The sequence below is a fragment of the Vibrio sp. QJM3NY_15 genome (assembly GCF_057785995.1).
This window is the reverse complement of sequence record NZ_CM173517.1, coordinates 910897-936483: the sequence shown is the minus strand read 5'-3', so window position 1 is coordinate 936483 and position 25587 is coordinate 910897. Positions and strand designations below refer to the sequence as shown.

The following is a 25587-nucleotide window of genomic DNA, read 5'->3' as shown; positions in this document are numbered from 1 at the left end:
CGTTTAAATTCAAACGTTTCAAATAGAACGTCTTATAAGGTTCTAACCTTAAGTTTCCAGCTTAATCTCTAAGCTCAATATCTAAGCTAACAACTAACAGTAACTTAGTCTTTGTAGATAGAGAACTCGTCTGCGCAAGCCACTAACTGCTCGCGAGTGATCATGAATACACCGTGACCACCGTTTGAGAACTCAATCCAAGTGAATGGAAGCTCTGGGTACTGATCCATCATGTGAACCATTGAGTTGCCCACTTCACAGATAAGAATACCGTCGTCAGTTAGGTAGTCTGGTGCGTTTGCCAAAATACGGCGAACCAATTTAAGTCCGTCTGTACCTGCAGCTAGGCCAAGTTCTGGTTCGTGTGTGAACTCATCTGGCAGGCTGTTCATATCTTCTTCGTCCACGTAAGGTGGGTTCGATACAATCAGGTTGTATTTTTCTTTTGGCAAATCACGGAAAAGATCTGAACGGATTGGGAACACTTGTTGCTCCATGCCATGATCTTGAACGTTTTGCTCTGCAACTTGCAGTGCGTCAGTAGAGATATCAATCGCATCCACTTCCGCATCAGGGAAAGCATGAGCACATGCAATCGCAATACAGCCACTACCCGTACACATATCCATGATACGAACAGGTTCTTCAGTTAACCAAGGTTGGAATTGAGCTTCAATCAGCTCACCAATTGGAGAACGAGGCACAAGAACGCGCTCATCAACAAAGAACTCAAGACCACAGAACCAAGCTTTGTTGGTTAGGTAAGCTGTTGGGGTGCGATCATTGATACGCTTGATCACGCGCTCAACAATGCGTAGACGCTCACTGCTTGTTAGACGAGAGTTCAAAACATGCGGAGGAACATCAATCGGTAGATACAGAGTAGGTAAAATAAGTTGTACCGCCTCATCCCACGCGTTATCAGTGCCGTGACCATAAAATAGGCCCGCTGCGTTAAAGCGGCTAACAGTCCAACGAATCACATCTTGAAGCGTGTGTAGTTCTGATACCGCTTCTTCTACAAAAATCTTATCCAAAATTGTCTCCGAAAAGCGCTACAATACTGCTAATTACGTTTCTAATTTAGAATTCATAACCTGATGAGCAAAAAAGACACCGACTTTGATGACGATTTCGCCTTATTCAACGATGCAGTAAAGGGCGTTAAAAAGTTGCAACAGGATACCATAGTCCAGCAGCCAAAAAGAAATACCAAGCAAAAAGAAATTACTCGAACGGCCAGACAAGCCAGTGATAGCGAGTTTTATTTCTCTGACGAGTTCATTCCGCACCTTAGTGAGGAAGGACCAACACGTTATGCGCGCGATGATGTCTCTAAATACGAAGTGAAACGTCTACGTCGTGGGGTCTATGTGCCCGACGTGTATCTCGATATGCATGGTATGACACAGCAAGAGGCCAAACGTGAGCTTGGGGCTATGATTGCACACTGTATTAAAGAAAGTGTGGCATGTGCCTGTGTTCAGCATGGTATCGGCAAGCACATCTTGAAGCAGAAAGTGCCACTGTGGTTAGCACAGCACCCAGACGTAATGGCCTTTCACCAAGCGCCTTTAGAGTTTGGCGGCCATGGGGCGCTACTGGTTTTACTTGCTATCCCAGATAAATAGCCATCGACTTGCTCTTTATTCTAAAAAGTACGTCCAGCACCTTGTCGTTTGGTCAAAATAGTCCGTTAGAAACAACAAAGGGCATCTCAATAATCATGAGGTGCCCTTTTATTTATCTTGAGAAAACGGTCTCAGCTATGGATTAATGTTCCAAAGCAACTCGCCTTTTTGTTTTTCAAGGTCGAATTCAATACACGCTAGCCCTGAGGTTGGGAACATAGGTGGCGCCATGCCCGTCGCAAATTCAGCCGTTAAATAGCCCACTAGAGGTAAATGAGAAACAAATAAAATGGTCTCTAGCTTTTCTACTTCAGCCATTGCTATGGTCAAATCAAACACATCGTCGGACATTCCGTAAGGCGTAATATCATCACAGGTTTCTACTTTCTTTCCAGAAAACGCTTGAGAGATTTCTAACCACGTTTCTTGTGCCCTTAAGTATGGGCTCACAAGCACTTTATCGAACTGGCTAAACCCTTGCTCATTTGCAGCTTGAGCTACCGCAAGAGACGCCATTTTACCGCGCTTCGTTAACGCTCGTTCTGCATCCGAGTTAGCAAAATGTTCTGCTTCACCGTGGCGCATTATGAATATTTTCATGTTCAGTCCTGTCTACGTAACATTTCGAAAGTCGATATATCCCATATCAGCGATACGCTACTTAGCGTTTGGCTCTCAAACTAGAGAAACCGCAGTCTATATAAATAATTATATCAAGTCACTTGCTAAAGAGTTCGACTTTCTTAACAATCTTATTAAAAGAAAATAAATCACTGATAAAAATCGATAAAAGTGATTTAGAAGTCGCCAAAAAGCACTTCATATCCCAAAATATGATCGCGAGGTTTGCACCTTAAATCATCGCGTACATAATTTAAAAACCACCTTCTCTGGAGATGCATCTGTGCATTTAAGCCCTAATGATGAACATCAATACCGTTACGTAACATTGGATAACGGGTTGAGAGTACTGTTAGTTCACGATCAGAACGCTCAAAAAGCTGCAGCCGCACTCGCCGTTAATGTCGGGCATTTTGATGACCCTACAGACCGAGAGGGTTTAGCTCACTACTTAGAGCATATGCTATTTTTGGGAACTGAAAAGTATCCAAAGGTCGGAGAGTTCCAAAGTTTTATCAGTCAACATGGCGGTAGCAACAACGCTTGGACAGGAACAGAGCACACCTGCTTCTTTTTTGATGTTGAATTGAATGCCTTTGAAAATGCACTCGATCGCTTCAGCCAATTTTTTACCGCCCCCCTGTTCAACGAAGAAGCCTTAGACAAAGAACGCCAAGCCGTTGATTCAGAGTATAAAATGAAACTCAACGACGACTCGCGACGCTTGTACCAAGTTACCAAAGAGCTGGTAAATCACAATCACCCATTCTCGAAGTTTTCTGTCGGTAATATCGATACGTTGGGCGACAGAAACGGTGAGACGATTCGACAAGAGATCTTAGCTTTCCACCAGCAACAATACTCTGCTGACTTAATGACGCTGACACTTTCTGGCAATCAGTCATTAAATGAGATGCAAAGCTGGGTTGAGGATCGCTTTAGCTCGATTACCAATAACAACCTACAAGGCAAGAAGGTTGAAATACCCATTGTTGGCGAGTCAAGCACTGGCGTACAAGTACACGTAGAGCCGATAAAAGAAGTACGAAAACTGATTTTAACTTTCCCAATGCCAAGCATGGATGAACACTATGGTATTAAGCCACTGTCGTTCTTTGCTCACCTATTAGGTTATGAGGGTGACGGCAGCCTAATGATGCAACTGAAGGAAAAAGGTTGGATTACTTCTCTCTCGGCCGGTGGTGGTGCCAGTGGCAGTAACTATCGCGATTTCACGGTCAGTTGCTCATTGACCATCGAGGGTTTGACCAAAACTGATAACATCATCCAAGCCGTTTTCCAGTACATCAAATTGATTGAACAGCAAGGTATTGAAGAGTGGCGTTACCTAGAGAAGCGTGCGGTTTTAGAATCCGCTTTCCGCTTTCAAGAGCCCGCAAGGCCGCTTGATGTCGTGAGTCACCTAGTGATCAACATGCAACACTACCAAGAGCAAGACGTGGTGTATGGCGATTATAAAATGTCGCATTTCGATGACGAGTTACAACGTTCTCTGCTTCCTTACTTAACCGTCGACAATATGCGCGCGACCATTGTTGCCCAAGGTTTCGAATACGACCGAGAAGCGAAGTGGTACTTTACGCCCTACTCCGTGACACCGTTTAGCAGCGAACAGCAACAGTGTTTTACCTGCATCAACCCCGGTTGGCAGTTTGAATTACCCGATAGAAACCCATTTATTTGTTATGACTTAGACCCTGCCGAGCTTGAAGAGCAAACTGAATTTCCACAGCTGCTCGAAGAGTTAGACGGATTTAAGTTGTGGCACCTACAAGATCATCAATTTCGAGTACCCAAAGGTGTGGTGTATATCGCCATCGACAGCCCACACTCAGTGGCTAGCCCGAGAAACATCGTTAAAACACGCTTGTGTGTAGAGATGTTCTTAGACTCGCTTGAAAAGGATACTTATCAGGCTGAAATCGCCGGTATGGGCTACAACATGTATACCCATCAAGGTGGTGTCACACTCACGCTTTCTGGATTCAGCGAGAAGCAGCCACAATTGCTCAATATGATCCTTGAACGCTTTCAAGCACGCGACTTTAGTCCAACACGTTTCGAAACGATTAAGCATCAATTGCTCAGAAACTGGAATAATGCGTCGCAAGACCGCCCTATTTCGCAGCTGTTTAATGCAATGACAGGGATCTTGCAGCCAAACAATCCTCCCTACTCTGTATTAATTGAAGCGCTGGAAACGATAGAGGTCGATGAACTCTCTTCTTTTGTTCAAGCTATATTGGCTGAACTTCACGTAGAAATGTTTGTGTATGGCGACTGGAAAAAAGCCGACGCACACAAAATGGCGGAAACGCTAAAAGATGCCCTGCGTGTTCAAGACCAAGCCTACGAAGAGTCACTGCGCCCGTTAATCATGTTGGGTGAAAACGGCAGCTTCCAACGTGAAGTGGTGTGTAACCAAGATGATTCAGCCATCGTGGTTTATTACCAGTGCGCCGATATCTCACCTGAAAACATTGCGCTGTATTCACTGGCTAACCACTTAATGTCGGCCACCTTCTTCCACGAGATTCGTACCAAGCAACAGCTAGGTTATATGGTCGGCACCGGTAATATGCCGCTTAACCGACACCCAGGTATTGTGTTGTACGTGCAATCGCCAAATGCTGCCCCAGCAGACTTATTAGCCTCTATAGATGAGTTTCTCAATGCCTTTTACATGGTGCTGTTAGAGCTTAATGACTACCAATGGCACAGCAGTAAACGCGGCCTATGGAATCAGATTTCGACGCCAGATACCACCTTGCGTGGTCGTGCTCAACGCTTATGGGTTGCGATAGGCAATAAGGATTTGGAATTCAATCAAAGAGATCGTGTGTTAGAAGAGCTCAAAGGTCTGACTCGCTCTGACATGATGCGTTTTGTCGTCAGCCAACTAAAACCGCGCACCGCAAATCGCCTGATTATGCACGCGCAAGGTAATGCGCATAACGAAGAAGAGAAGTTATCAGCAGGTGTGGAAATTGGCTCTATTGATGAGTTTCAACTGCGCCCGAAAGACTGCGAGCTTGGTTAGTCATTCCTAACAGAAAATCAAAAGGTTGATGTTATAGCATCAACCTTTTTTATTGGGTGCAACCCAAGAGCAGATCTCCTATTACGCTCCTTCGTCACTTTAGGAGATGACGGTAGTTTTGATTGAGGTGTGTTGACCACCTTCCTAATCAACACAATAGCTTATTTTTTACATCTCAATCGTCATTCCCAAGAAGGAAGAATGACTGAGTCGGGAATCTCATACCTTTAACACTCGCTCATCAAACAAAAAAGCCCGCATCAATTGCTTGATACGGGCTTTATAATCAAAGTGCTAGAAAGTTACTTGTAGAGAGAATTATTTATAGAAAGACTCATCCAACCCAGCACGTGTCAGTAGGCCATCGCATGGCGCGAAACGATCACCGTACTTCTTAGCGAAGTCGTTCATCATCTCTACTAATGACTTAATACCGATTTGATCCATGTAACGGAACGGACCACCTAAGAATGGCGGGAAACCGATACCGAAAATAGCACCAATATCTCCATCACGTGGGCTACGAATAATGCCATCATCTAAACAACGAACCGCTTCGTTAAGCATCGGTAACACACAACGCATTGCGATGTCGTTATCACTTAGCTTAGGTTCAGGTTGCAGCTTAAGCAGCTTGTAAACTGACTTATCGACTTCCTTCTTTTTACCTTTGTAAGTGTAGAAACCTTTGCCACTCTTACGGCCTTTACGGTCGTCATTCAAAAGAATGTCGAACACATCAGGGCCTTGGAAACGTTCGCCTAATTCATTAACCAAAATTGGGATGATTTTCGCACCAATATCAACACCGACTTCGTCTAGCAAAGTAATTGGGCCAACCGGGAAGCCGAAGTCCAATAACGTGCTGTCGAGCTTTTCAATCGGCTCATTCGCCAGCAACAGATACGCCGCTTCATTCATGTATGGAGCAAGAATACGGTTCACATAGAAGCCAGCCGTATCTTTAACAACAATCGGGGTTTTACCTTGTTTCTTCGCTAATGCTACAACCGTCGAAATAGTTTCTTCTGACGTTGTTTCATGAGGAATAACTTCAACCAATGGCATTTTTTCTGCAGGGCTAAAGTAATGAAGACCGACTACGTTTTCTGGTCGTTGCGCCTTCTCTGCAATCTTATGGATTGGCAATGAAGATGTATTGGTCGCGAAGATAGTACTAGGCTTAGCATTGGCTTCAATGTCCGCAACCATTGACTGCTTAAGGTCAAGATCTTCAAATACCGCTTCAATCACAACATCAGTATGGTTAAAGCTTGTAAAGTCGATACCACCAGAAAGCTGAAGCATCTTACTTTCAAGGCCAGCTCGGCTCAGGATACGACGTTTACGCTGCTTATCGAACAACTTGTAGTTGTAGTTAAGCGCATTGAGCACACCTTCATTAGACACATCTTTAATACGAACCGGTACTTTCGCTTTAGCAACACTAACATGGCTGATGCCTGCACCCATTAGACCGCCACCTAGCACACCAACACGCTTAACCGCTTTCGGTTCTGCATCTGCGCCGTGTTCTTTTTTCATTTCAGTCGTTGCAAAGAAAATCGAACGAAGGGCTTTAGATTCTGAAGTCATTACCAGTTCAGAGAAACGCTTCGCTTCATACTGAAGGCCTTTATCAAAGCCGTTCTCAAGGCCGTAACGAATTACATCAAGAATCGCATCGGCTGCAGGGTAATTACCGCGTGTTTTCTGGTTAGTTTTCTTCGAAGCCTGTTCAAAAATAACCTTGCGACCAAGACCTGTACGTGAGATTAGTTTTTCTTTGGTCGAAGCTTGGCTTTTAGACGCCAAACGCTTACCTTTTTTACCGCCTGAGTTCTTTTCGACAAAGCTCTTAGCCACTTCCAGCAAGATAGTTTCTGGCACACAAGCATCCACGACACCTAGCGATTTCGCTTTTTTAGCGCGCAGTTGCTTACCCGTAAGAATAAGGTCAAGAGAAGGCAGTAAACCGATAAGACGAGGAAGACGTTGCGTACCACCAGAGCCAGGTAACAGACCAAGTTGGACTTCTGGTAGGCCAAGCCTAGTCTTGTCTGAGTCTGTACATACGCGGTAATCACACGATAGTGCTAGCTCTAGGCCACCACCTAAACATGGGCCATGAATTGCTGCGACAACAGGATAAGGCAAATCAGAAAGCGCTTGGAACATCTCTTGCCCCTGACGCGCCAGAGATTGTGCTTCATCAGCCGTCTTGCAGGCATCAAGCATTCGAACATCAGCGCCAGCAATAAAATTATCTGGCTTCAATGAATGAACAATTAAGCCTTTAACTCGGCTTTGCTTTTCCTTCAACTGCTCGAATATTGCTTTCATTTCTTCGGCAAACGCCGCTTGTAGCGTGTTCATTTTTTCATTTGGCACGTCGATCGCAAGCCATGCAATATCTTGGTCATCGATAGTTAAAGAAAACGCGGTCGCCGGTTTTACGGCTTCATCTTTTGAAACCGTCTTGTCACTTTTAGATGCAGTCACTGGCTTTGAATCCGCTTTGTTGACTGCTTTCTTTTCTTTTTTCACATCAAGAGTCGTAGACATTATTCCACCTCCAAGATCATTGCTGCACCTAAGCCACCTGCCGCACAAGCAGTATTCAATGCTAGGCCACCACCACGACGTTTAAGTTCACGCAGTGTCTGAGTCATCATACGCGCGCCAGTCGCTGCAAACGGGTGTCCGTAAGCAATTGAGCTACCCAACACGTTGAACTTCTCCATATCAATCTCACCGATCGCTTTGTCACGGCCAAGATTCTTCTGAGCAAACTCATCGCTTGCGAACATTTTGACGTTAGCTAGAACTTGAGCTGCAAACGCTTCGTGCATCTCGATAAGTGTTAGATCTGATAATTCTAGACCCGTGTTCTTCAAGACTTGAGAGGTCGCGTAAGTCGGACCCATCAACATATCCGTTTCAACACCAATCGCTGAGAACGCGTAGCCACGAATGTAACCAAGCACTTCTAAGCCTAGCTCTTTCGCTTTTCCTTCGCGCATCAACATCACCGCAGCACCGCCATCGGTAAGAGGCGTGGCATTGGCTGCCGTTACGCTGCCGTATTGTCTGTCGAATGCTGGGCGTAATTTAGCGTAGCCTTCAACCGTCGAGTCATGACGAATGTTGTTATCTTCCGCTAAATATTTTTTATAAGGCGCAGGGAAAGCTGTCATCACTTCATCTTTTATTTTCCCTTCTTTCCAAGCTTGAGAAGCCAAAGAGTGAGAACGATGAGCAAGTGCATCTTGTTCTTGACGGGTAATACCATGAGTTTTCGCCATCTGCTCAGCGGTTTGACCCATTGATAAACCGGTCGAGTATTCAGCAACAGCAGGCGGTACTGGCATCAGATCTTTAACGGAAAGCGTTTTAAGAATCTTAAGCTTTTGACCCATTGTTTTGGTTTTGCTGAGCGCTAATAAGTTTGCCGCTAACTTTTTCGAAACGCCGATAGGCAATACAGAAGAAGAATCAGCGCCACCCGCAATACCGACATCAATAGTGCCTGCCATAATGCTCTCTGTGACGTTAACTGCCGCTTGGAAGCTCGTTGCACAAGCACGTGTCACACTGTACGCATCAGTATTAATGTCCATACCGGTGCCTAATACGATTTCACGCGCAATATTGGGCGCTTCTGGCATCTGCACAACTTGGCCGAATACAACTTGCTCAATAAGCGCAGGATCGATATCCGTTCGTGCAAGCATTTCGCTCACAACCATTTTGCCCAGGTCAACCGCAGGCACTTGGCTAAATTCTGTGCTCTGACGAGCGAATGGGGTTCGTAGTCCAGCGATAACGGCAACACGTTCTCCAGAACGCGTTTTGACTTCCTGTTTGCCCATGGTTTCTCCTTAAAGTTAAGAGGTCTGACCTGAAGCATTGTAAAGAAGTTGTTAATTAAATCAAACGAGCGTTTAAATAAACGTGATACGAGTATCTCACTGCTTGAAAATATAACTGCACATTCAGGCGAACCTTTTGGGGGGAAAGGTTGTCCTAAGAGACTAAACTATTGCTAATTGAAACTGTTATGTGTAGGTAAAGAGTCGATGGTTTTGTATCAGAGTATTTTCTGATGGCAAAAAAAAACCACACAAAGCTGTGTGGTCGGAATGTATATAAAGCAATTAACTTAACGCCAATTGAAATAATCAGTTTCCTGATTAGGAGAAAGTAAAGTCAGCCTTCAAAAGGAAGTGTCGTCTTGCTCAACATGCTAGCCACGAATGACTAACTAGACGACAAGGTGTACTATAACGGGTTCGAGGCCTTAGATTTTGAAGTAGATCAATTTTAATGTGATTTTACGATTTCCTGCCGATGATCGTTAGCTCTAAAAATATAAAAACGAAGCACAACGTATAGAAGACAGCTATACGCAGAGCAATTATGGAGGCTCGTGTGTCAATAATAAAAATGTTTGGAAAGAAAACAGCCAAGCGTCCGGTCAACTCTGATATGGACAAACAAAGAAAATACGAAGCACTCGTGCGTGCCTATCATCGTGACCTCTTTCGCTACGCCTATTGGTTATGTAAAGACAAAAGCATTGCCGAGGATTTAGTACAAGAGACTTGCCTTCGAGCATGGAAGTCACTCGATAGCCTACAAGATGAAAAAGCCGCTAAGTCTTGGCTGATTACCATCTTGAGACGCGAGAACGCTCGACGTTTTGAACGCAAGCAGTTTGATCTGGTTGATATCGACGATCATGGTAATGATGCTAGTGTCAGCGATGACCCACACCATCAACATCTATGGTTGCAAGCTCAGATCATGAAACTTGAAATTGATTATCGTGAACCTCTTTTCTTGCAAGTGATTGGTGGGTTTAGTGGTGATGAGATCGCGGACATTCTCGACCTCAACAAAAACACGGTGATGACACGTTTATTCAGAGCTCGAAATCAGTTGAAAGAGATGCTGGATACAGAAGAGGCAGAGAGGGGGCAACATAATGGATGATTTGGAATTTCGTCGTCGTGTATTGTCGGAACCTAAACAACGCACACAAGATATTATTGATGCGGCAGCAAATAGCGAAGCCAATAGTAACTTTTTAGACGATGTACTATCGCTTGATAAGAAGATCCATTCAGCAATGAACGTGGATGTGCCAGACGATCTTGCTGATCGTATTCTCTTCAATCAAACCTCAAGCGAAGAAAGCAAAGTAGTAAAGCCTACTTTTGCTCGACGAGCGATGGCAATGGCAGCCTCAGTTGCATTCGTTGCAGGTTTACTCGTCGGCCAAGTTAACTGGGGAAATGCGTTAGTCTCTCCAGCTCAAGCAAGTTTAGCTGATACGGCAATGAAACATGTGGTTAATGAAAAGAGCTTCGTCAGTGGAATTGATGAACAAGTCACATCACAACAGATCAATGCCAAGATGAACCCATTTGCTTTTCAGTTTGATAAAGCGTTTCCCTATCACGTTTACTACCTAAATCATTGCGGCTTTGGTAAGTCCAACGCAATGCACATGGTTTTCCAAGGTGAAAAAGGCAAAGTCACGCTGTTTTTAACAGGGATTCCGACTGACAAATCTATCGACTTCGATGAGAAAGGCATGTCCGGCTCGGTAACACCTATCGATGACAGCAGTCTGATCCTCGTAGGTGAAGATGGCGAGGACGTTTCTAAGATCGCCGAAAAGCTAACCAAAATGATCAAACCGATGAGCTAATTCGCTCTCAAAGCCCCGTCACAAAAGGCCCAGCAACTATATTCTTGATATTGCTGGGCTTTATTTATAAATAAACCGAAAAATCATTCACACCAACAATACATCTAGAGCTAAAACTCTAAAAAGAAGCATTTCCCACCATTTTCGTGTCAGATAGGCGTCATTTCCATAATTTTATCCTCAAAATTTCCAATGGTCGGATTTGTATATCGTATACTTCCGAATAGGATCAGCCACCATTGAGCAATTGCTCAAATTAATCGCCCTGTAGAGGCGGATATATAAAGGAATAAATGAATGACTACCAACAACACGCGTCTGTTTAAAAAGTCTCTTTTAGCAGTAACAATCACACTGGCGTCTTCGCAAGCGATGGCAGCAGGTTTCCAACTTAACGCACAATCAGCAACCGGCCTTGGTCGTGCTTTCGCTGGTGACGCAGTAATCGCAGATAACGCGTCAGTAATGGCTCGTAACCCAGCTGCAATGTCAATGTTTGATAAAACTGAGTTATCTCTTGGTTTCGAAACTATCACTACTGACATTAAGGTTTCTGATGCTACTTACACTTCAGCAATGAACCCAATTAGTACTCCAACCTCATCAAACTACGATGACGCAGGCGGTACATCAGTTGCACCGAACATCCACCTTATCGTTCCAGTAAATGAAAAGTTTGCTTGGGGTGTGAATGCTTACTCTAATTTCGGTACATCTACAGACTTTGGTAGCGATTTCGCTGCTTCAGAATTTGGTGGCGAAACGGATATTATGAGCCTTAACTTCGGTCTTGCTGGTTCATACCGCTTGAACGACCAATGGAGCTTCGGTGCTGGTCTTGATATTATCTACGGTAAAGGTACGCTTAAACGTACAACGAGTAGTAACCTATCAGCAAATCCAAACAGCCCATTTAATGGGTTGAGCTTAGTTGACATCGACGGAGCTGATGGTTGGGGCGTTGGCTTCAACGTAGGTACAGTTTATGAGCTAGACGAAAACAACCGTTTCGGACTATCTTACCGCTACAGTCCTGAAATCACTGCAGAAGATAGTAAAGGTCAGGAGATTAAACTTCCGCTACCAGATATGGCTGAATTCTCTGGTTACCACAAACTTGAAGATACCAAGTTTGCTGTACACTACTCTCTACAGTGGGTTGGTTGGAAAGCATTTGATAAGATCGAGTTCGGTGGCACAGCTACGACACCTGATGCATCATACGAATGGAAAAATGCCGGTCACATCTCAGTTGGTACTACTTACTACCTAAACAACGATTGGGATCTACGTGCTGGTTACATGTATGACATCGCTGCTCAAGATGACCTAAAATCAGTTTCTGTACCAGATTCAGATCGCCAATGGTTCTCTGCAGGTTTCACATACCACATCGATACTGCATCTAACGTAGATTTCGGTTTCACTTACCTACTGGGTGAAGACGTTAAAAACGTAAATGAAAGTACACCTCTAGGCACATCTGTTTCAGCAACTACTCGTGCTGATGCAATCCTACTTGGTCTGCAGTACAGCCGTAGCTTCTAATATAATCGAAGTTAACTATCCCAAAGGGTCGCATTCCGCGACCCTTTTTTATTACCTAACCCACTGACCAATCTGAATTTAAGCTTACATGTGTAGCCTGCAAAGGCAAAATACGCCTACAGGTGTACGCTCAAATTTCGCAACACAGCCGAAACATTCAGACTATTTACCTAATAATCAGTCACATTTTATCATTAAATCCCTAAAACACTGTTTTATTCGAATTTCATTTTTAAAGTAATAACTCTAAACGTAGAATCACGCCACTAAATACTTATGATTCAGCGAACATAATAATGAAAATGAATAAGACTCTTCTATCTGCTGCAGTGGCAGTTGGACTACTTTCGACTTCTACCGTAACTCAAGCAGCCGGTTTTCAACTAGCAGAATACTCAGCAACAGGTCTTGGCCGTGCGTACGCTGGTGAAGCTGCAATGGCAGACGGTGCAGATGCTCAATGGCGTAATCCTGCAATGCTGACTTACCTAGAAGGCACACAAGTTTCTGTTGGCGCTATCTATGTTGACCCGAACATTGATATCGACGGTACCTCTACGTCTATGATGGGTAAGTCTACTTCATCAAACTCTAGTGATTTTGCACATAGCGCAGTAATTCCAAACTTTTATGTTTCTCATAAGTACAACGACAAGTTTGCATTAGGTTTTGCTGCTGGTACTAACTACGGTATGGAAACAGACCTAGGTAAAGACTTTGGTGGTGCTAACCACGGCAACGAAGCAAGTGTTACCACAATGGAGCTAAACTTAAACGCGGCTTACCAAGTACTTGAAAGCGTATCTATCGGTGGTGGTATTCGTTACATCATGGCTGAAGGCAGCTTTGGTGCAGTATCTACAGCTAACTCTCTAGTTCCTATGCCTCAAGGTACAGCTTTAAAATACATGGAAGGTGATGACACAGCATGGGGCTGGCAAGTGGGTACAGCTTGGCAGATCAATGAAAACAACCGCCTTGGTTTTACCTACAAGTCAGAAGTAGACCTAACGCTTGAAGGCCACGCAAATGGTGTCGCTTTTGATGCTGTTGCTGGCGCTTTAGGTACTCCTGTAAAGTCAAAATATAACGGCTCAATGCAACTTGCATTGCCAGCTACCGCCGAGCTAGCAAGCTTCCATCAACTATCAGATAAGGTCGCTGTACATGCGAGCGTTAACTGGACTAACTGGAGCAGCTTTAAAGAACTAGTAGCTGACATCCCTGAATTCGGTCCTGCGCGAACCCAAGATATCAAGCAAGAGAACTGGGAAGACAACTACCGCTTTGCTATCGGTACAACTTACCAAATGACACCTAAACTGGCTCTACGCTCCGGTATCGCTTACGACACTTCAGCGGTAAGCGAAGAGCACCGTACTGCGACGATTCCAGAAACAGACCGTACTTGGTTAAGTATTGGTGCTGGCTACCAATGGTCTGAGCAACTAACTCTAGATGCAGGCTTCACTTACATTCTAGCTAAAGACGCAAAAATGGTTGAAGATGACGCAAGTTCTGCACCATTTGGTGGTGACTTCGAAGGTGAAGTAACAGGTAGCATCTGGCTAGTAGGTATCCAAGCGAACTACCGCTTCTAATCTACCTCCCTAAAAGTAGAAAGCATTAAAAAGGCTCGATGTTGCATCAACATCGAGCCTTTCTTTTATCGATTTTCTAAATCATGTTTCTAGTAATCTTCTAGATAACCATCGATCAAATCTTCTTCTTCAAGGTCGACCTCTTCAGGCTCGATCTCGGCTTTAAAGTCACGACGTTGAATGTAAACATCTCGCGTTAACGCATACGGATCTGGCGAGTCATCCAACAGAGCTTCTTGAGAAACTAGCTGTGCACGAGTCTCCATACCTTCAAATGCCCACTTTCCGAGGCTTGCCCAGAAGTTCAACAGAGCTAAAGGCACATATAAACTATCCACTTGCTCCGTCACTTCACGAGTCGTAATAGGACCATAACCCGGCACCATAAAGTACGGCCCATTCCCTACCCCATAATGACCAATCGCATCAGAAAACGACTTATCATCATACTTGGTGATCCCGGCTTCACTCGCAATATCAATCAAGCCCAACAGACCAAAGGTTGAGTTAATCCAAAAACGGTTGAAATGATCGAGTGCTTTCTCGCCATTACCCATGAATAAGTTGTTCACCATACTTGCAGGCTCATCTAAGTTGGCTAAAAAATTTGAGATACCAGAGCGAACTGGAACAGGAGTATAGCCAACATAAGCGAGTGAAACAGGACGAACTAAATAAGGATCAAGATATTCGTAGTTGATATCCCACATAGCTCGGTTGAACCCTTCGAAAGGGTCATTCGGGTGGGATTCTTCGACGTATTCAGAGGTTTCGAGGTTATTATCGTTAGCGCTTTCATCTGGCGCGCTAGAACAACCCACCGTTAAGCTTGCGATAAAAAGTAAACTCGAGAGTCTTAAAACACTGACAGACATATCACCTTTTCCATAAGGAATTCATATAATAAAAAAGGCCAGCAATCGCTGGCCTCAATTGTTTGCGTAAGTCTATACCGTTTATCGTGAAATCGGAATAGCTAACACGTATGCAAATTGATGATTAATATTGCTTATTGATGTTGATGGTCACTGGAGCACCCAGTTCAACCACTTCACTTTCGCCGTACCAATCACCATCGCGAGTTGAAACATTACCATCTGTATCAAGCCTAGCTCTAACCATCAGAGTTTCAAGACTAGACAACTTAGCCCCTTCCATCATGCTGTTACCATCATCGAGAACAACAGTGCGAGGGAAAGAACCCAATGGGTAACGGGCTGCTGCGACCGGCATTGGAGAACCATCGGCTCTATGTACCGAAACAACCAACACAGACTTAGGATCAGCATTCACATCGCCAGACAGCTCAAGCGTTACTGCAACACTCTTACCTTGGTCAACACCCATGGTGTCGCCCATTTTCTTCTGAGCACTTTCAATACTGCGTGACAGCATCTCGTAGCGACTGTCTTGTGGACCAATCATCTGCTGCATGATGCTCCAGTACTTCACAGCACCTGGGTAGTCTTGACGTTCAAACGAATCGAACGCTAGTAATGAGAACACACGAAGATCAACGTAATCATTTTGAATCAAGCGGCTCAAAATCAAACGAGCTTGGTTTTGATCGGCTTCATCAGGAGAAAGCATCAATGCTTGAGCGAAACCCAATTGAACATCTTCATTCTTAGGTTCAAGCTTGTAAGCTCTTTCCATTGAATCTTTCGCTGTTTCAGCATCACGGTTTGCTAATGCGATACGACCCAGTAGCAACCAACCTGTAGAGTCTTTTGGTTGATAGTGGAGACGAGTGCGAAGAGCCAAAGTTAGATCTTCCAATTCATCATCCGTTAGCGCGCCACCTTCTGATGACATTAGCTTTTTAGACAATGCAGGAAGATTCGCGCTCACTTCTTGCCAATGCTGTACCTTATCTAATGCACCAAATTTAAAGTACATACCGTAGGTAACAACCAAAACAAGAATCACTGATGGTACAACAACACCCAGCGTAGAGATTTGTGTCTTCTTGATCTTTTCTTGTGTCGGAACATCATCAAGTAGCGACTGTTTTAGGTCAGCGATCAGTTCTTGCTGGTTATCAACAAGGCCTTCTTCCGCTTCTACTTCTAATTCAACTAAGCGATCTTTATAGAAGGCTTTATTCAACTCATCGCGAAGCACGTCATCGTTGTTTTCTTTCTTATTCAAGAAAGGCAGAACAATCAATAAAACTGCGGCTAGCGAAAGGACAATTGTAGAAATCCAAAATAGAGTCATTACTGTTTATCTCCGTCGTTCTCTTCGTCGAGTAACGCTTTTAAACGTGCTTCTTTGTCTGCATCCCAGTCTTTATTGGACTCTACTGCTTTCGATTTTGACTTTCTGCTTCGTAAAACAATCAAACCAAAACCTAATACAACAACCGAAAACGGGCCAACCCAAAGGATCGATGTCGCTAAGGTCAGTGGCGGGTTGTACGTTACAAAGTTACCGTAACGAGCAATCATGTAATCAATAATTTCTTGCTCAGACTTGCCATCTTTTGTCATCTCATACACTTTTTGACGCAAGTCGACCGCAAGTTCCGCGTTCGAATCACCAATCGTGTTGTTCTGACATTTTGGGCAACGAAGCGTATTGCTCAAATCTTTAAATTGTTGCTCTTGATCGACCGTATCAAACTCATGAAATTCGATAGGCGCAGCTGTTACCGAGGCAGAGATAGCGAATGTGGCAAACAATGCTACAAGTGTTTGTTTAATCATTTTGCCTCCTCCAATAACTCTTGGTACATCGGCTCAAGTGTCGAAGCCCAGTTTGTTGGATTCACATCACCAACATGGCGGTAACGAACAACACCGTTAGCGTCAATTAGGAACGTCTCTGGTGCGCCATACACACCAAGGTCTAGGCCTAGCATGCCATTACCATCGAACAAGCTGATCAGGTATGGATTGCCCAGTTCGTTCAGCCAACCGACTGCTTTATTGCGGTCATCTTTGTAATTAAGGCCAATAATTTTAACGCCTTGATCAGCAAGCTTGTTCAAGTAAGAGTGCTCTGCATAACAAGTAGGACACCAAGTCGCCCAAACGTTAAGCAGCAATGGCTCACCTTTAAAGATCGCTTGGTCATGAAACTTACCTGGTTGTTCCAAATCCTCTAGACCAAACTCAGGCACTTGCTTACCAATCAATACCGATTCCAGTTTAGTCGGGTCATCTCCCGACTGGTTACGCATCAGTTGGGTTGCAAAGACTCCAGCTAGAATCATAAAAGCAATCAGTGGAACGAATAAAATCTTCTTGTTCATTAGGCCTCCTGCTCTTGAGCCGACTTTTTCGTTGGCTTACGGAAACGGTAACGACGGTCACTGATTGCAATTACGCCACCAATCGACATGATCAAAGAACCCGCCCAGATCCAACGTACAAATGGTTTGTAGTAGATACGAACTGCCCAAGACTTATTGTCGTCTAAACGCTCACCCATTGCGATGTACAAGTCACGTGTTACGCCACGATCAATCGCCGCTTCAGTCATCATAGACTTAGCGGTTGTGTAGAAACGTTTTTCAGCGTGAAGCGTGTTGATGTATTTGCCTTCTTTAGTAATTTCAAAGTCAGCGATGTAACCATCGTAGTTAGGACCATCTTTGTCACGAACCCCTGTGAATAGGAAATCGTACTCTTCTAGCTGGTAGCTTTCGCCAGGTGCCAGACGAACATCACGTTCAATACTGTAGTTTTGCACCATCGCAATACCGATCACTGTCACAGCTAAACCAATATGGCCACAGATCATCGCCCAATGGCTACGAGGCAGTTTAGTTAGACCTTTCAGGAAGGTATGGCGGTGAGTCGCACGCTCATGCAGCTCAAAGCCGTGCATGAAGAAGATCCAGAACGCCATAACCCAACCAGCAAAAGCAGTACCACTGAAGCGGTCAGCCAGCAGTGTCACCATTAGCGCACTTAAACCTAGCGAGAAGATACCTGAAACCAACATGGGCTTAATAAGCTTAGACAGGTTGTCACGCTTCCAACGAATCAGTGGACCGATACCCAATAGGAACGAGAACGGAATCATTAACCAGAAGAACAACATATCAAAGAATGGAGCACCGATTGAAACCGAGCCCAAGCCTAACTGTTTGTGAACTAACGGCAGTAGAGTACCGACTAACACAACCACCAACGCAGCAATCAATAAAATGTTGTTGCCGAGTAGTGCATTTTCACGAGAAACTAAATCGAAGTTACCACGGACACGAACCGATGCGCCTTTAACAGCAAACAACAGCAGTGAACCACCGATAACGAACACTAGGAAACCTAGAATAAACATACCACGAGCAGGATCTGACGCGAATGCGTGAACCGATACTAAGATGCCCGAACGAACTAGGAACGTACCGAGTAAGCTTAGTGAGAATGCAGAGATAGCCAGCAATACTGTCCAAGCTTTAAACGTGCCACGCTTTTCGGTTACCGCTAGTGAGTGCATCAATGCAGTACCAGCCAACCAAGGCATGAATGAAGCGTTTTCTACTGGATCCCAGAACCACCAGCCACCCCAGCCAAGTTCGTAGTAAGCCCACCATGAACCTAGTGCAATACCTACTGTTAGGAATAACCAAGCAGCGATTGTCCAAGGACGAGACCAACGAGCCCATGCCGTATCTAAACGGCCACTCATTAGAGAGGCAATAGCAAAAGAGAACGCTACCGAGAAACCTACGTAACCCATGTAAAGCATTGGCGGGTGAATAATCAAACCCGGATCTTGCAATAGTGGGTTTAAGTCACGGCCATCAACAGGGAAGAAAGGCAGCGTACGTAAGAACGGGTTAGACGTGATGATAATGAACAGCAAGAAGCCGACAGTAATCAAACCCATGATTGCAAGTACGCGAGCCACAGACTCTTGAGGCATACCGCGGCTAAACGTAGCAACAGCAACCGTCCAACCCGCTTGGATTAGAACCCAAAGTAATAAAGAACCTTCGTGAGCGCCCCAAACCGCAGTAATGCGGTAGTACCAAGGAAGTTGGCTGTTTGAGTTACTTGCTACGTATTGAATCGTAAAATCATTGGTGTAAAACGCGTAACACAAAATGAAAAACGAAATCGCTAGGAATCCGAACATACCCCACGACAACGGTCGTGCACTATTCATCAATAAAGTGTTATTTCGAGAGGCTCCATACAGTGGGAGCACACTCAAAAGCAATCCCAGCCCTAGGGACAGGATCATGGCAAAGTGGCCGATCTCGGCTATCATTGAGCACTTCCTTCTTTTTGTTCTGTCGAGTACTGCATTGGCTCATGGGTTTTCTTCATTGCTTCAGCAACTTCAGAGGGCATGTACTCTTCATCATGTTTCGCTAATACTTCGAACGCTTCAATTGTTGTCGCATCTTTTAGAACGCCTTGAGCAACAATACCTTGCCCTTCGCGGAAAAGATCAGGAAGAATGCCATCGTATAAAATTGTCACTTTAGGGCCAACATCTTTCAAATCAAAGCTTACACGTAGTGATTCGTTGTCACGGCTTACAGAACCGACTACAACCATGCCACCAATACGTAGGCGTTGGCCAACTTCAGGTTTTTTGCCGTCTTTGCCATTAACAAGCTCAGTTGGCGTGTAGAACAGATCCATGTTCTGGTTAAGTGCATAAACCATTAATCCAACAGTTGCACTGATACCAAAAAAGATCGCTAAGACAATGCCCAGCCTCTTTTTACGTCTTGGGTTCATAGAGTGTTCTCCATATTTTTTGCTGCATCAATACGAGCTTGACGATCAATCTTCGCTTGTACTTCAGTTAGTAATTGCTTACCACGACGAACACTTACTACCAGTAAGACGATCATCGCAAGGAATGTGATTCCAAATGCACTCCATACATATGAGGCGTAGCCACCCATGGCAAAGAAATCACTCAGAGATTCAAAATACATAATTACCTACCCTACTACGCTTTATCAGCCGCAAGTTTACGAACCCACGGACGGTGACTTTCTTTACTGATGATTTCGTTTCTAAAACGCACCATAGTGACTGCACCAAAGAAGAAGGCGAAACCGAATATGTTCAGAAGAAGCGGCCATAACATGTCATTTGAAATAGAAGGCTGATCAAACTTAGTGATTGTCGCGCCCTGATGTAGAGTGTTCCACCACTCAACAGAGAAGTGAATAATCGGCAGGTTGATAACACCTACGATAGCCAAAATACCCGCCGCTTTGGCCGCTGTTTTTTGGTCATCAAAGGCGTGGTGTAATGCAATCACACCCAAATATAGGAATAGTAGAATCAGCTCTGAGGTTAAACGAGCATCCCAAACCCACCAAGCACCCCACATTGGTTTACCCCAAACCGCACCCGTTAATAGCGCGATAAAAGTAAACACAGCACCAATCGGAGCCATTGCCAACGCAGCCATTTCAGACAGTCTTACTTGCCATACCAAACCGATAAAGGCAGCAATCGCCATAGACATGTATACGCCCATAGACCAAATTGCTGACGGAACATGGATGTAGATGATTCGGAAACTATCACCTTGTTGGTAATCTGAAGGTGCGAACGCGAGCCCCCATACAGTACCGACGGATAGACACAATAGCGCTAGGATAGAGAACCATGGCAAAAGTTTACCAGCGAGCTGATAAGACGTTTCTGCTTTGGCATAGGGATGGAGCCATTTCCACATGTTGTAATCTCACTCTTACTTCATATTGCTTACAGCTATCACAGCTATAATTATTATAATTTAGTTGGCTTGTATCTTTTCCAGTGACTCTATGAGTTTGAAAGTGTTAATTAGTTCACTCTGAACAAACAAAGTGGAAGTGAGCGCTTAGTTAGCTAGTTTTAATCAGATAATTAACTAGTTAACACTCACTCTCAGTGCTGCACTGATAGCAAATGGGGTAAGCGTCATTGTGCCCATTAACATCGCCCCTAACACTGCTAACTGTCCGTTATACGCAACACCTAGTGCTGCCGCATCAATCGCTGATGTAGCAAATATAAGAATTGGGATATAAAGCGGTAAAATAAGCAGGCTTAAAAGCACACCACCTTTCTGAAGCCCTACCGTTAAAGCCACCCCAATCGCACCAATAAAACTCAATGCAGGTGTACCGACCAATAACGTTAAAACAACCGACAGCCAGGTATCGAAATCCAAAGACAGTAATACCGCCAATAAAGGACTAATCAAAATTAATGGTAACCCGGTCAATAACCAGTGTGCTATGACCTTGGACAATACTACCAACTGCAACGGGATGGGCATCAGCATCATCTGCTCAAGGGCGCCATCTTGAAAATCATCGCGAAACAAACGCTCTAAAGAAAGCAATGCAGAAAGTAAAGCGGCAACCCAAACGATGCCTGCTGCAATGCGAGCGAGTAAGTTTGGCTCTGGTCCAATACTTAATGGAAAAAGGGTAATTACAATGATGAAAAACCACAGAGGGTTAAAAATATCCGCTTGACGGCGAAATGCGATAAGCAATTCGCGTCGAATGATCATTGTCATCGAAGAGATCATATTACTCACCCAACTTTATTTTTCTTAGTTTCGGGCTGTCAGCAAACATATCTTGGTGAGTGGTCAATAACACAATGCCACCATTATCCGCATGCTGAGAAAAAAGAGATTCCAGAACTTTGACACCCTGCTTATCAATTGCAGTCAGTGGTTCATCCAAAATCCATAACATTTGCTTACTCAACCAAAGACGCGCCAACGCAACACGGCGTTGCTGACCTGCTGAAAGTTGGCCTGCAGGGACATCTTCTCTTCCCGCTAGACCCACTTGAGTCAAGGCATGATAGAGCTCTTCCTTAGTTGTATCAGCGTTATGAATCGATTGATAAAAACTAAGGTTCTCATACGCACTAAGTTCGCGCTTAACACCCGTTTGGTGCCCAAGAAACAGAAGGTTCTGATGATAAATATCTCGACTCGACTCAATAGAGCTGCCATCCCAAGAGATTGTGCCTTCATCACGGTCACCTAAGCCAGTGATGATCCTCAGGAGTGTCGTTTTCCCAGTACCGTTACGACCTTCAACTTGAACCAGTTCGCCTGGTTTTAGCTGAAAAGACAACGATTCAAATAGAACCCTGTCGTCACGAATAGCAGTTAAATTAGAGACTTCTAGCATAGGTAAATTTAGTCGAGTAATGAGAGGGCTATAGTAGCACACCAACAAGGTCACAAAACAGGACTAGGCGTTTTCGAGGGAACAAACTCCGTAAGAAACTGTTACTACCGCATCACAATTTACACATTTTTATTCTTGAAGCAGATATTGCTCTAGATACAAGTACTTATAAACATCGTTCTATAAATAAAGCGACAGACATAAAAAAAGAAGCCGAAGCTTCTTTTTAAGAGGAGTACATAATAAACATCTGAATATTAATACTGATTGAGCGCTCAATTTAACGACGTCGAGGTGGAGGCTTGCGATCATGAGAAGAAGGCTGTTCATCGAAAGATGACGGATTACTTCTTAATGAAGGAATCTTCTCTTTGCCTGCAAGCTTATTCTGCAGAGACATCATTAGCTCAGCTTCCGCTTTTGGCAATTCGCATTCTTCAATCAGTTCGTTGATCCCAGCACCAAGCTGAACCATTTTGGTTGCTCGTGTGTACAAACGACCATCCGTATCAGCGTGTTCGAGTTCAACAATACGCTCATTCAAATGCTTAATCACATCTTGCTGCTCAGTCACTTTTTGACCAAGACCAAGAACAACAGAACGAACCTCAAGTAATTGCTTACTCGATTTTTGCAGCTCTTTGTCCAAATTACGAACTTGAAGGCGTGATTGATCCACCTGTTTTTGAATAGCACTTTTCACTTTGCTAAGCAAAATCAAGATGAACAACGTAAACACGCCGACTCCTGCAATTAACACCGCAGGACTCAAAGGAAGCGCTTCAAACATTACAGGTGAGCCATCTCATCCCATTCGTCTTCGCTTAGTAGTTTGTTTAGATCTACTAAGATAAGCAGCTTGCCATCACGGTTGCTTACACCTTGGATGAACTTAGCACTTTCGTCAGTACCAACACTTGGAGTCGTGTCGATCTCAGAAGAGCGTAGGTAAACCACTTCAGCAACACTATCCACTAAGATACCAATAACTTGACGCTCAGATTCAATAACGATGATACGAGTGTTGTCTGTGATTTCACCTTGCATCAAACCAAAGCGAGAACGAGTGTCGATAACAGTAACCACGTTACCACGTAGGTTGATGATACCTAGAACGTAGTCTGGAGCACCTGGTACTGGAGCGATTTCGCTGTAGCGAAGTACTTCACGTACCTGCATAACATTAATGCCGTAAGTTTCTTCTTCTAGCTGGAATGTCACCCATTGAAGTACTTCATCATTAGTTGGGTCTTTTCTTACTTCAATTTCACTCATATGAGACATATTTAATCCTCTTGCCGTCGTTACCGACCACTATTATTAACTTGATGCTTTTTGTTAGCCTAATGCTTTTACATCTAGCCCTGCGTTTAGCATGGCGATCAATGCTTCGACGTGAATCAAAGCACACATTTTTTCTTTTACCATACCAGCGAGCCAAGGCCTTTTCCCTGCCATTTCTCGCCAACGTACTTTATCTGTATTGAGAAGCTCGGTGCCTTTCAGCTCAGTGCCGGCAAGCCCCCACAAGCTTTCTCCAAGCATGACTATATATTGATAGTTCTCTTTGTATTCATCATTCGTTAGTTTCTCAGACATCACCCATTTTGCGGTGTCGACAACATCTAACTGACTCTCTCGGTTTGTTTGCAAACCCAAATACCAAGCAGGCTTACCAATCAAATGGCTTAACTCTTCAAGGCGATGAATGCCACCCAACTCATCAAGAGGAACCGCAAAAGTTACCCCGTTGACATCAAAATACAGTACCTGAAAATCTTCTGTTCGAGCTGTACTTTCCCAAGACGTAAACCGTTCAATACCGCCAGATTGAGTTTCAAGCTCAACCTCAGGTTCACTGATCGATTCAATCTCTGGTTCTTCAATGTTCGTTTCATCTTGTTGAACTTCGACGTTCAACTCTTCAGCTATTGGAGACTCAATTGTCGGCTCCATAGCTTGTTCAACAGATTGCTCAACAGCCATTGATAAACCAGGCTCTGGGAGATTCCAGTCTTGAATTTCAGGTTCTACAAAAAGCTGAACGGATTCAACGGCAGCATCAAACATTTGCATGTCTGCATGCTGAGCAATTTTCTGTGTGTTTTGATCCATTAATTCATCAAGATTCAATTCATCAACCACGTTCGTCGCTTCTAAGCGGCTCAGTAGTTTCTGTACATCCTCAAGGTTTGGAACCTCAAACTCCGCCTGTCGCAATTCTGCATAGGTGGAGTAACTAGCACGTTTTGGCTCTGGCTCTGGCTCTGGCTCTGGCTCTGGCTCTGGCTCTGGCTCTGGCTCTGGCTCTGGCTCTGGCTCTGGCTCTGGCTCTGGCTCTGGCTCTGGCTCTGCAGATGATGACTCATCGTTAGACTCGTCAACAACAAATTCGTCAGAATCCAGAACTTCATCGCCTAACAGCGCAGTAAAGTAATCATCAAGTGCTTGTTCACTCGATAAGCTTGGTCGCGCCATTGTTGATTCGTTATTCGCGCTCATTTATCGCCAGCCTTTCGAGATAAATAAGCAGCTGTTTGTAAGCAAATACACCACGACTACCCGATGCAAAATGAGATGCTGGTAAGCGCTTTAGGCTTGCATCTCTAAACTTAGTGTCAATAGGGACAGCAGATGTCCAAACTTGATTTGGATAATCTTCTTTCAGCTGAGTTAACGTCTGTAATGAAGCTTTGGTTCGCTTGTCATACATCGTTGGTACTACCGTCACTTTAAACGGTGTTTTTCTAGATTTTTGCATGATGGTCAGAGTGCGGATCATGCGCTCCAGCCCTTTCATTGCTAAAAACTCAGTCTGGACTGGGATCAATATACGATCGCTAGCAGCCAATGCGTTGACCATCATCACGCCAAGAATCGGCGGACAATCGATCAGTACATAATCATAGTCATCTTTCAAAGCGGCAAGCGCACGCTTTAAAATTAAACCCATTCCACTGCGATTTCCCATTACACGGTCTAATGTAGCCAAAGACATGTGTGCAGGAATAATATCGATGCCTTCGACTTCCGTTTGTAAAAGCAACGGTCTTACCGTCTGCGCATTAAACTCACGCAACTGGAACAGATCAAACAAACTCGACTCCACTGTATCTGAGTCGTAACCCAGATAAGTGGTTAGTGATGCGTGTGGATCGGTATCAACCAATAGAACACGGTGTCCTTTCAAGGCAAGCAAGCCTGCCAAGGTCACTGTCGTGGTTGTTTTACCAACACCACCTTTTTGGTTTGCAACACTCCAAACAATCATGTCGATTTAC

24 protein-coding genes are annotated in these 25587 nt (G+C 44.3%); 6 read left to right on the top strand and 18 right to left on the bottom strand.

The window, feature by feature from the left end:
- Window positions 1-104: 104 nt before the first annotated feature.
- On the bottom strand, window positions 105-1037 hold the full coding sequence (prmB, locus tag AC3CKG_RS04190; RefSeq protein ID WP_017104863.1) for a 50S ribosomal protein L3 N(5)-glutamine methyltransferase: 933 nt from the start codon (window positions 1035-1037) through the stop codon (window positions 105-107).
- A 63-nt stretch (window positions 1038-1100) separates the two neighbouring features.
- Between prmB and smrB the strand changes: the two genes are divergently transcribed.
- Window positions 1101-1631, top strand: coding sequence for an endonuclease SmrB (gene smrB, locus AC3CKG_RS04185; RefSeq protein ID WP_065104881.1), 531 nt, complete (start codon window positions 1101-1103; stop codon window positions 1629-1631).
- 135 nt (window positions 1632-1766) lie between these two features.
- Here the strand turns inward: smrB and sixA are convergent, their stop codons facing one another.
- Complete coding sequence (sixA, locus tag AC3CKG_RS04180) at window positions 1767-2231, bottom strand: phosphohistidine phosphatase SixA (RefSeq protein ID WP_012603460.1); 465 nt, start codon at window positions 2229-2231, stop codon at window positions 1767-1769.
- 304 nt (window positions 2232-2535) lie between these two features.
- Here sixA and AC3CKG_RS04175 point away from each other — a divergent pair, with 304 nt between their 5' ends.
- Window positions 2536-5313: an insulinase family protein gene (locus AC3CKG_RS04175; RefSeq protein ID WP_488528846.1), complete on the top strand. Its 2778-nt coding sequence runs from the start codon at window positions 2536-2538 to the stop codon at window positions 5311-5313.
- A gap of 318 nt (window positions 5314-5631) precedes the next feature.
- On the opposite strand, the gene fadJ is transcribed toward AC3CKG_RS04175, so the two are convergent.
- Both fadJ and fadI read right to left on the bottom strand, forming a co-directional pair.
- Entirely contained in the window at window positions 5632-7878 is a 2247-nt protein-coding gene (fadJ, locus tag AC3CKG_RS04170) for a fatty acid oxidation complex subunit alpha FadJ (protein ID WP_488528845.1), read from the bottom strand.
- Complete coding sequence (gene fadI, locus AC3CKG_RS04165) at window positions 7878-9185, bottom strand: acetyl-CoA C-acyltransferase FadI (protein WP_488528844.1); 1308 nt, start codon at window positions 9183-9185, stop codon at window positions 7878-7880. The genes fadJ and fadI overlap by 1 nt, the downstream gene beginning before the upstream one ends.
- A 574-nt stretch (window positions 9186-9759) precedes the next feature.
- Between fadI and AC3CKG_RS04160 the strand changes: the two genes are divergently transcribed.
- From AC3CKG_RS04160 to AC3CKG_RS04145, 4 genes are all read left to right on the top strand, one after another.
- The gene (locus AC3CKG_RS04160) at window positions 9760-10308 is read left to right on the top strand and encodes a sigma-70 family RNA polymerase sigma factor (protein ID WP_004736042.1); all 549 of its coding nucleotides are present in this window, start codon (window positions 9760-9762) and stop codon (window positions 10306-10308) included.
- Window positions 10301-11029 carry a DUF3379 domain-containing protein gene (locus AC3CKG_RS04155; protein ID WP_488528843.1) on the top strand — a complete coding sequence of 243 codons (729 nt, stop codon included), beginning with the start codon at window positions 10301-10303 and terminating at the stop codon, window positions 11027-11029. The genes AC3CKG_RS04160 and AC3CKG_RS04155 overlap by 8 nt, the downstream gene beginning before the upstream one ends.
- 297 nt (window positions 11030-11326) lie before the next feature.
- Complete coding sequence (locus AC3CKG_RS04150; protein ID WP_102361108.1) at window positions 11327-12577, top strand: outer membrane protein transport protein; 1251 nt, start codon at window positions 11327-11329, stop codon at window positions 12575-12577.
- A 296-nt stretch (window positions 12578-12873) separates the two neighbouring features.
- Complete coding sequence (locus AC3CKG_RS04145; protein WP_488528842.1) at window positions 12874-14178, top strand: outer membrane protein transport protein; 1305 nt, start codon at window positions 12874-12876, stop codon at window positions 14176-14178.
- 89 nt (window positions 14179-14267) lie between these two features.
- Here AC3CKG_RS04145 and AC3CKG_RS04140 read toward each other — a convergent pair whose 3' ends face one another.
- The 14 genes from AC3CKG_RS04140 to AC3CKG_RS04075 form a co-directional block, all read right to left on the bottom strand.
- Window positions 14268-15053, bottom strand: coding sequence for an MlaA family lipoprotein (locus tag AC3CKG_RS04140; protein WP_102384917.1), 786 nt, complete (start codon window positions 15051-15053; stop codon window positions 14268-14270).
- Window positions 15054-15177: 124 nt separating this feature from the next.
- Window positions 15178-16398, bottom strand: coding sequence for a c-type cytochrome biogenesis protein CcmI (gene ccmI, locus AC3CKG_RS04135; protein WP_076671146.1), 1221 nt, complete (start codon window positions 16396-16398; stop codon window positions 15178-15180).
- Entirely contained in the window at window positions 16398-16886 is a 489-nt protein-coding gene (locus tag AC3CKG_RS04130; RefSeq protein ID WP_017110114.1) for a cytochrome c-type biogenesis protein, read from the bottom strand. The genes ccmI and AC3CKG_RS04130 overlap by 1 nt, the downstream gene beginning before the upstream one ends.
- On the bottom strand, window positions 16883-17434 hold the full coding sequence (locus tag AC3CKG_RS04125) for a DsbE family thiol:disulfide interchange protein (RefSeq protein ID WP_065113378.1): 552 nt from the start codon (window positions 17432-17434) through the stop codon (window positions 16883-16885). Before AC3CKG_RS04125 ends, AC3CKG_RS04130 begins: the two co-directional genes overlap by 4 nt.
- Entirely contained in the window at window positions 17434-19404 is a 1971-nt protein-coding gene (locus AC3CKG_RS04120; RefSeq protein ID WP_488528841.1) for a heme lyase CcmF/NrfE family subunit, read from the bottom strand. The genes AC3CKG_RS04125 and AC3CKG_RS04120 overlap by 1 nt, the downstream gene beginning before the upstream one ends.
- A complete protein-coding gene (ccmE, locus tag AC3CKG_RS04115) occupies window positions 19401-19883 on the bottom strand; it encodes a cytochrome c maturation protein CcmE (RefSeq protein WP_017076805.1) in 483 nt (160 codons plus the stop codon). Before ccmE ends, AC3CKG_RS04120 begins: the two co-directional genes overlap by 4 nt.
- On the bottom strand, window positions 19880-20086 hold the full coding sequence (ccmD, locus tag AC3CKG_RS04110; protein ID WP_017110117.1) for a heme exporter protein CcmD: 207 nt from the start codon (window positions 20084-20086) through the stop codon (window positions 19880-19882). Before ccmD ends, ccmE begins: the two co-directional genes overlap by 4 nt.
- 14 nt (window positions 20087-20100) lie before the next feature.
- Complete coding sequence (locus AC3CKG_RS04105) at window positions 20101-20841, bottom strand: heme ABC transporter permease (protein ID WP_017104850.1); 741 nt, start codon at window positions 20839-20841, stop codon at window positions 20101-20103.
- Window positions 20842-21018: 177 nt separating this feature from the next.
- Entirely contained in the window at window positions 21019-21687 is a 669-nt protein-coding gene (gene ccmB, locus AC3CKG_RS04100) for a heme exporter protein CcmB (protein ID WP_017104849.1), read from the bottom strand.
- A gap of 1 nt (window position 21688) precedes the next feature.
- Window positions 21689-22306 (bottom strand): cytochrome c biogenesis heme-transporting ATPase CcmA, encoded by a 618-nt coding sequence (ccmA, locus tag AC3CKG_RS04095; protein ID WP_029223446.1) that lies wholly within the window; start codon window positions 22304-22306, stop codon window positions 21689-21691.
- Between the two features lie 280 nt (window positions 22307-22586).
- Window positions 22587-23096: a DUF2802 domain-containing protein gene (locus tag AC3CKG_RS04090; RefSeq protein WP_017104847.1), complete on the bottom strand. Its 510-nt coding sequence runs from the start codon at window positions 23094-23096 to the stop codon at window positions 22587-22589.
- A complete protein-coding gene (locus AC3CKG_RS04085; protein ID WP_004736225.1) occupies window positions 23096-23590 on the bottom strand; it encodes a chemotaxis protein CheW in 495 nt (164 codons plus the stop codon). The genes AC3CKG_RS04090 and AC3CKG_RS04085 overlap by 1 nt, the downstream gene beginning before the upstream one ends.
- Before the next feature lie 54 nt (window positions 23591-23644).
- A complete protein-coding gene (locus tag AC3CKG_RS04080) occupies window positions 23645-24808 on the bottom strand; it encodes a chemotaxis protein CheW (protein ID WP_488528840.1) in 1164 nt (387 codons plus the stop codon).
- Complete coding sequence (locus AC3CKG_RS04075) at window positions 24795-25577, bottom strand: ParA family protein (protein ID WP_017104845.1); 783 nt, start codon at window positions 25575-25577, stop codon at window positions 24795-24797. The genes AC3CKG_RS04080 and AC3CKG_RS04075 overlap by 14 nt, the downstream gene beginning before the upstream one ends.
- Window positions 25578-25587 lie beyond the last annotated feature (10 nt).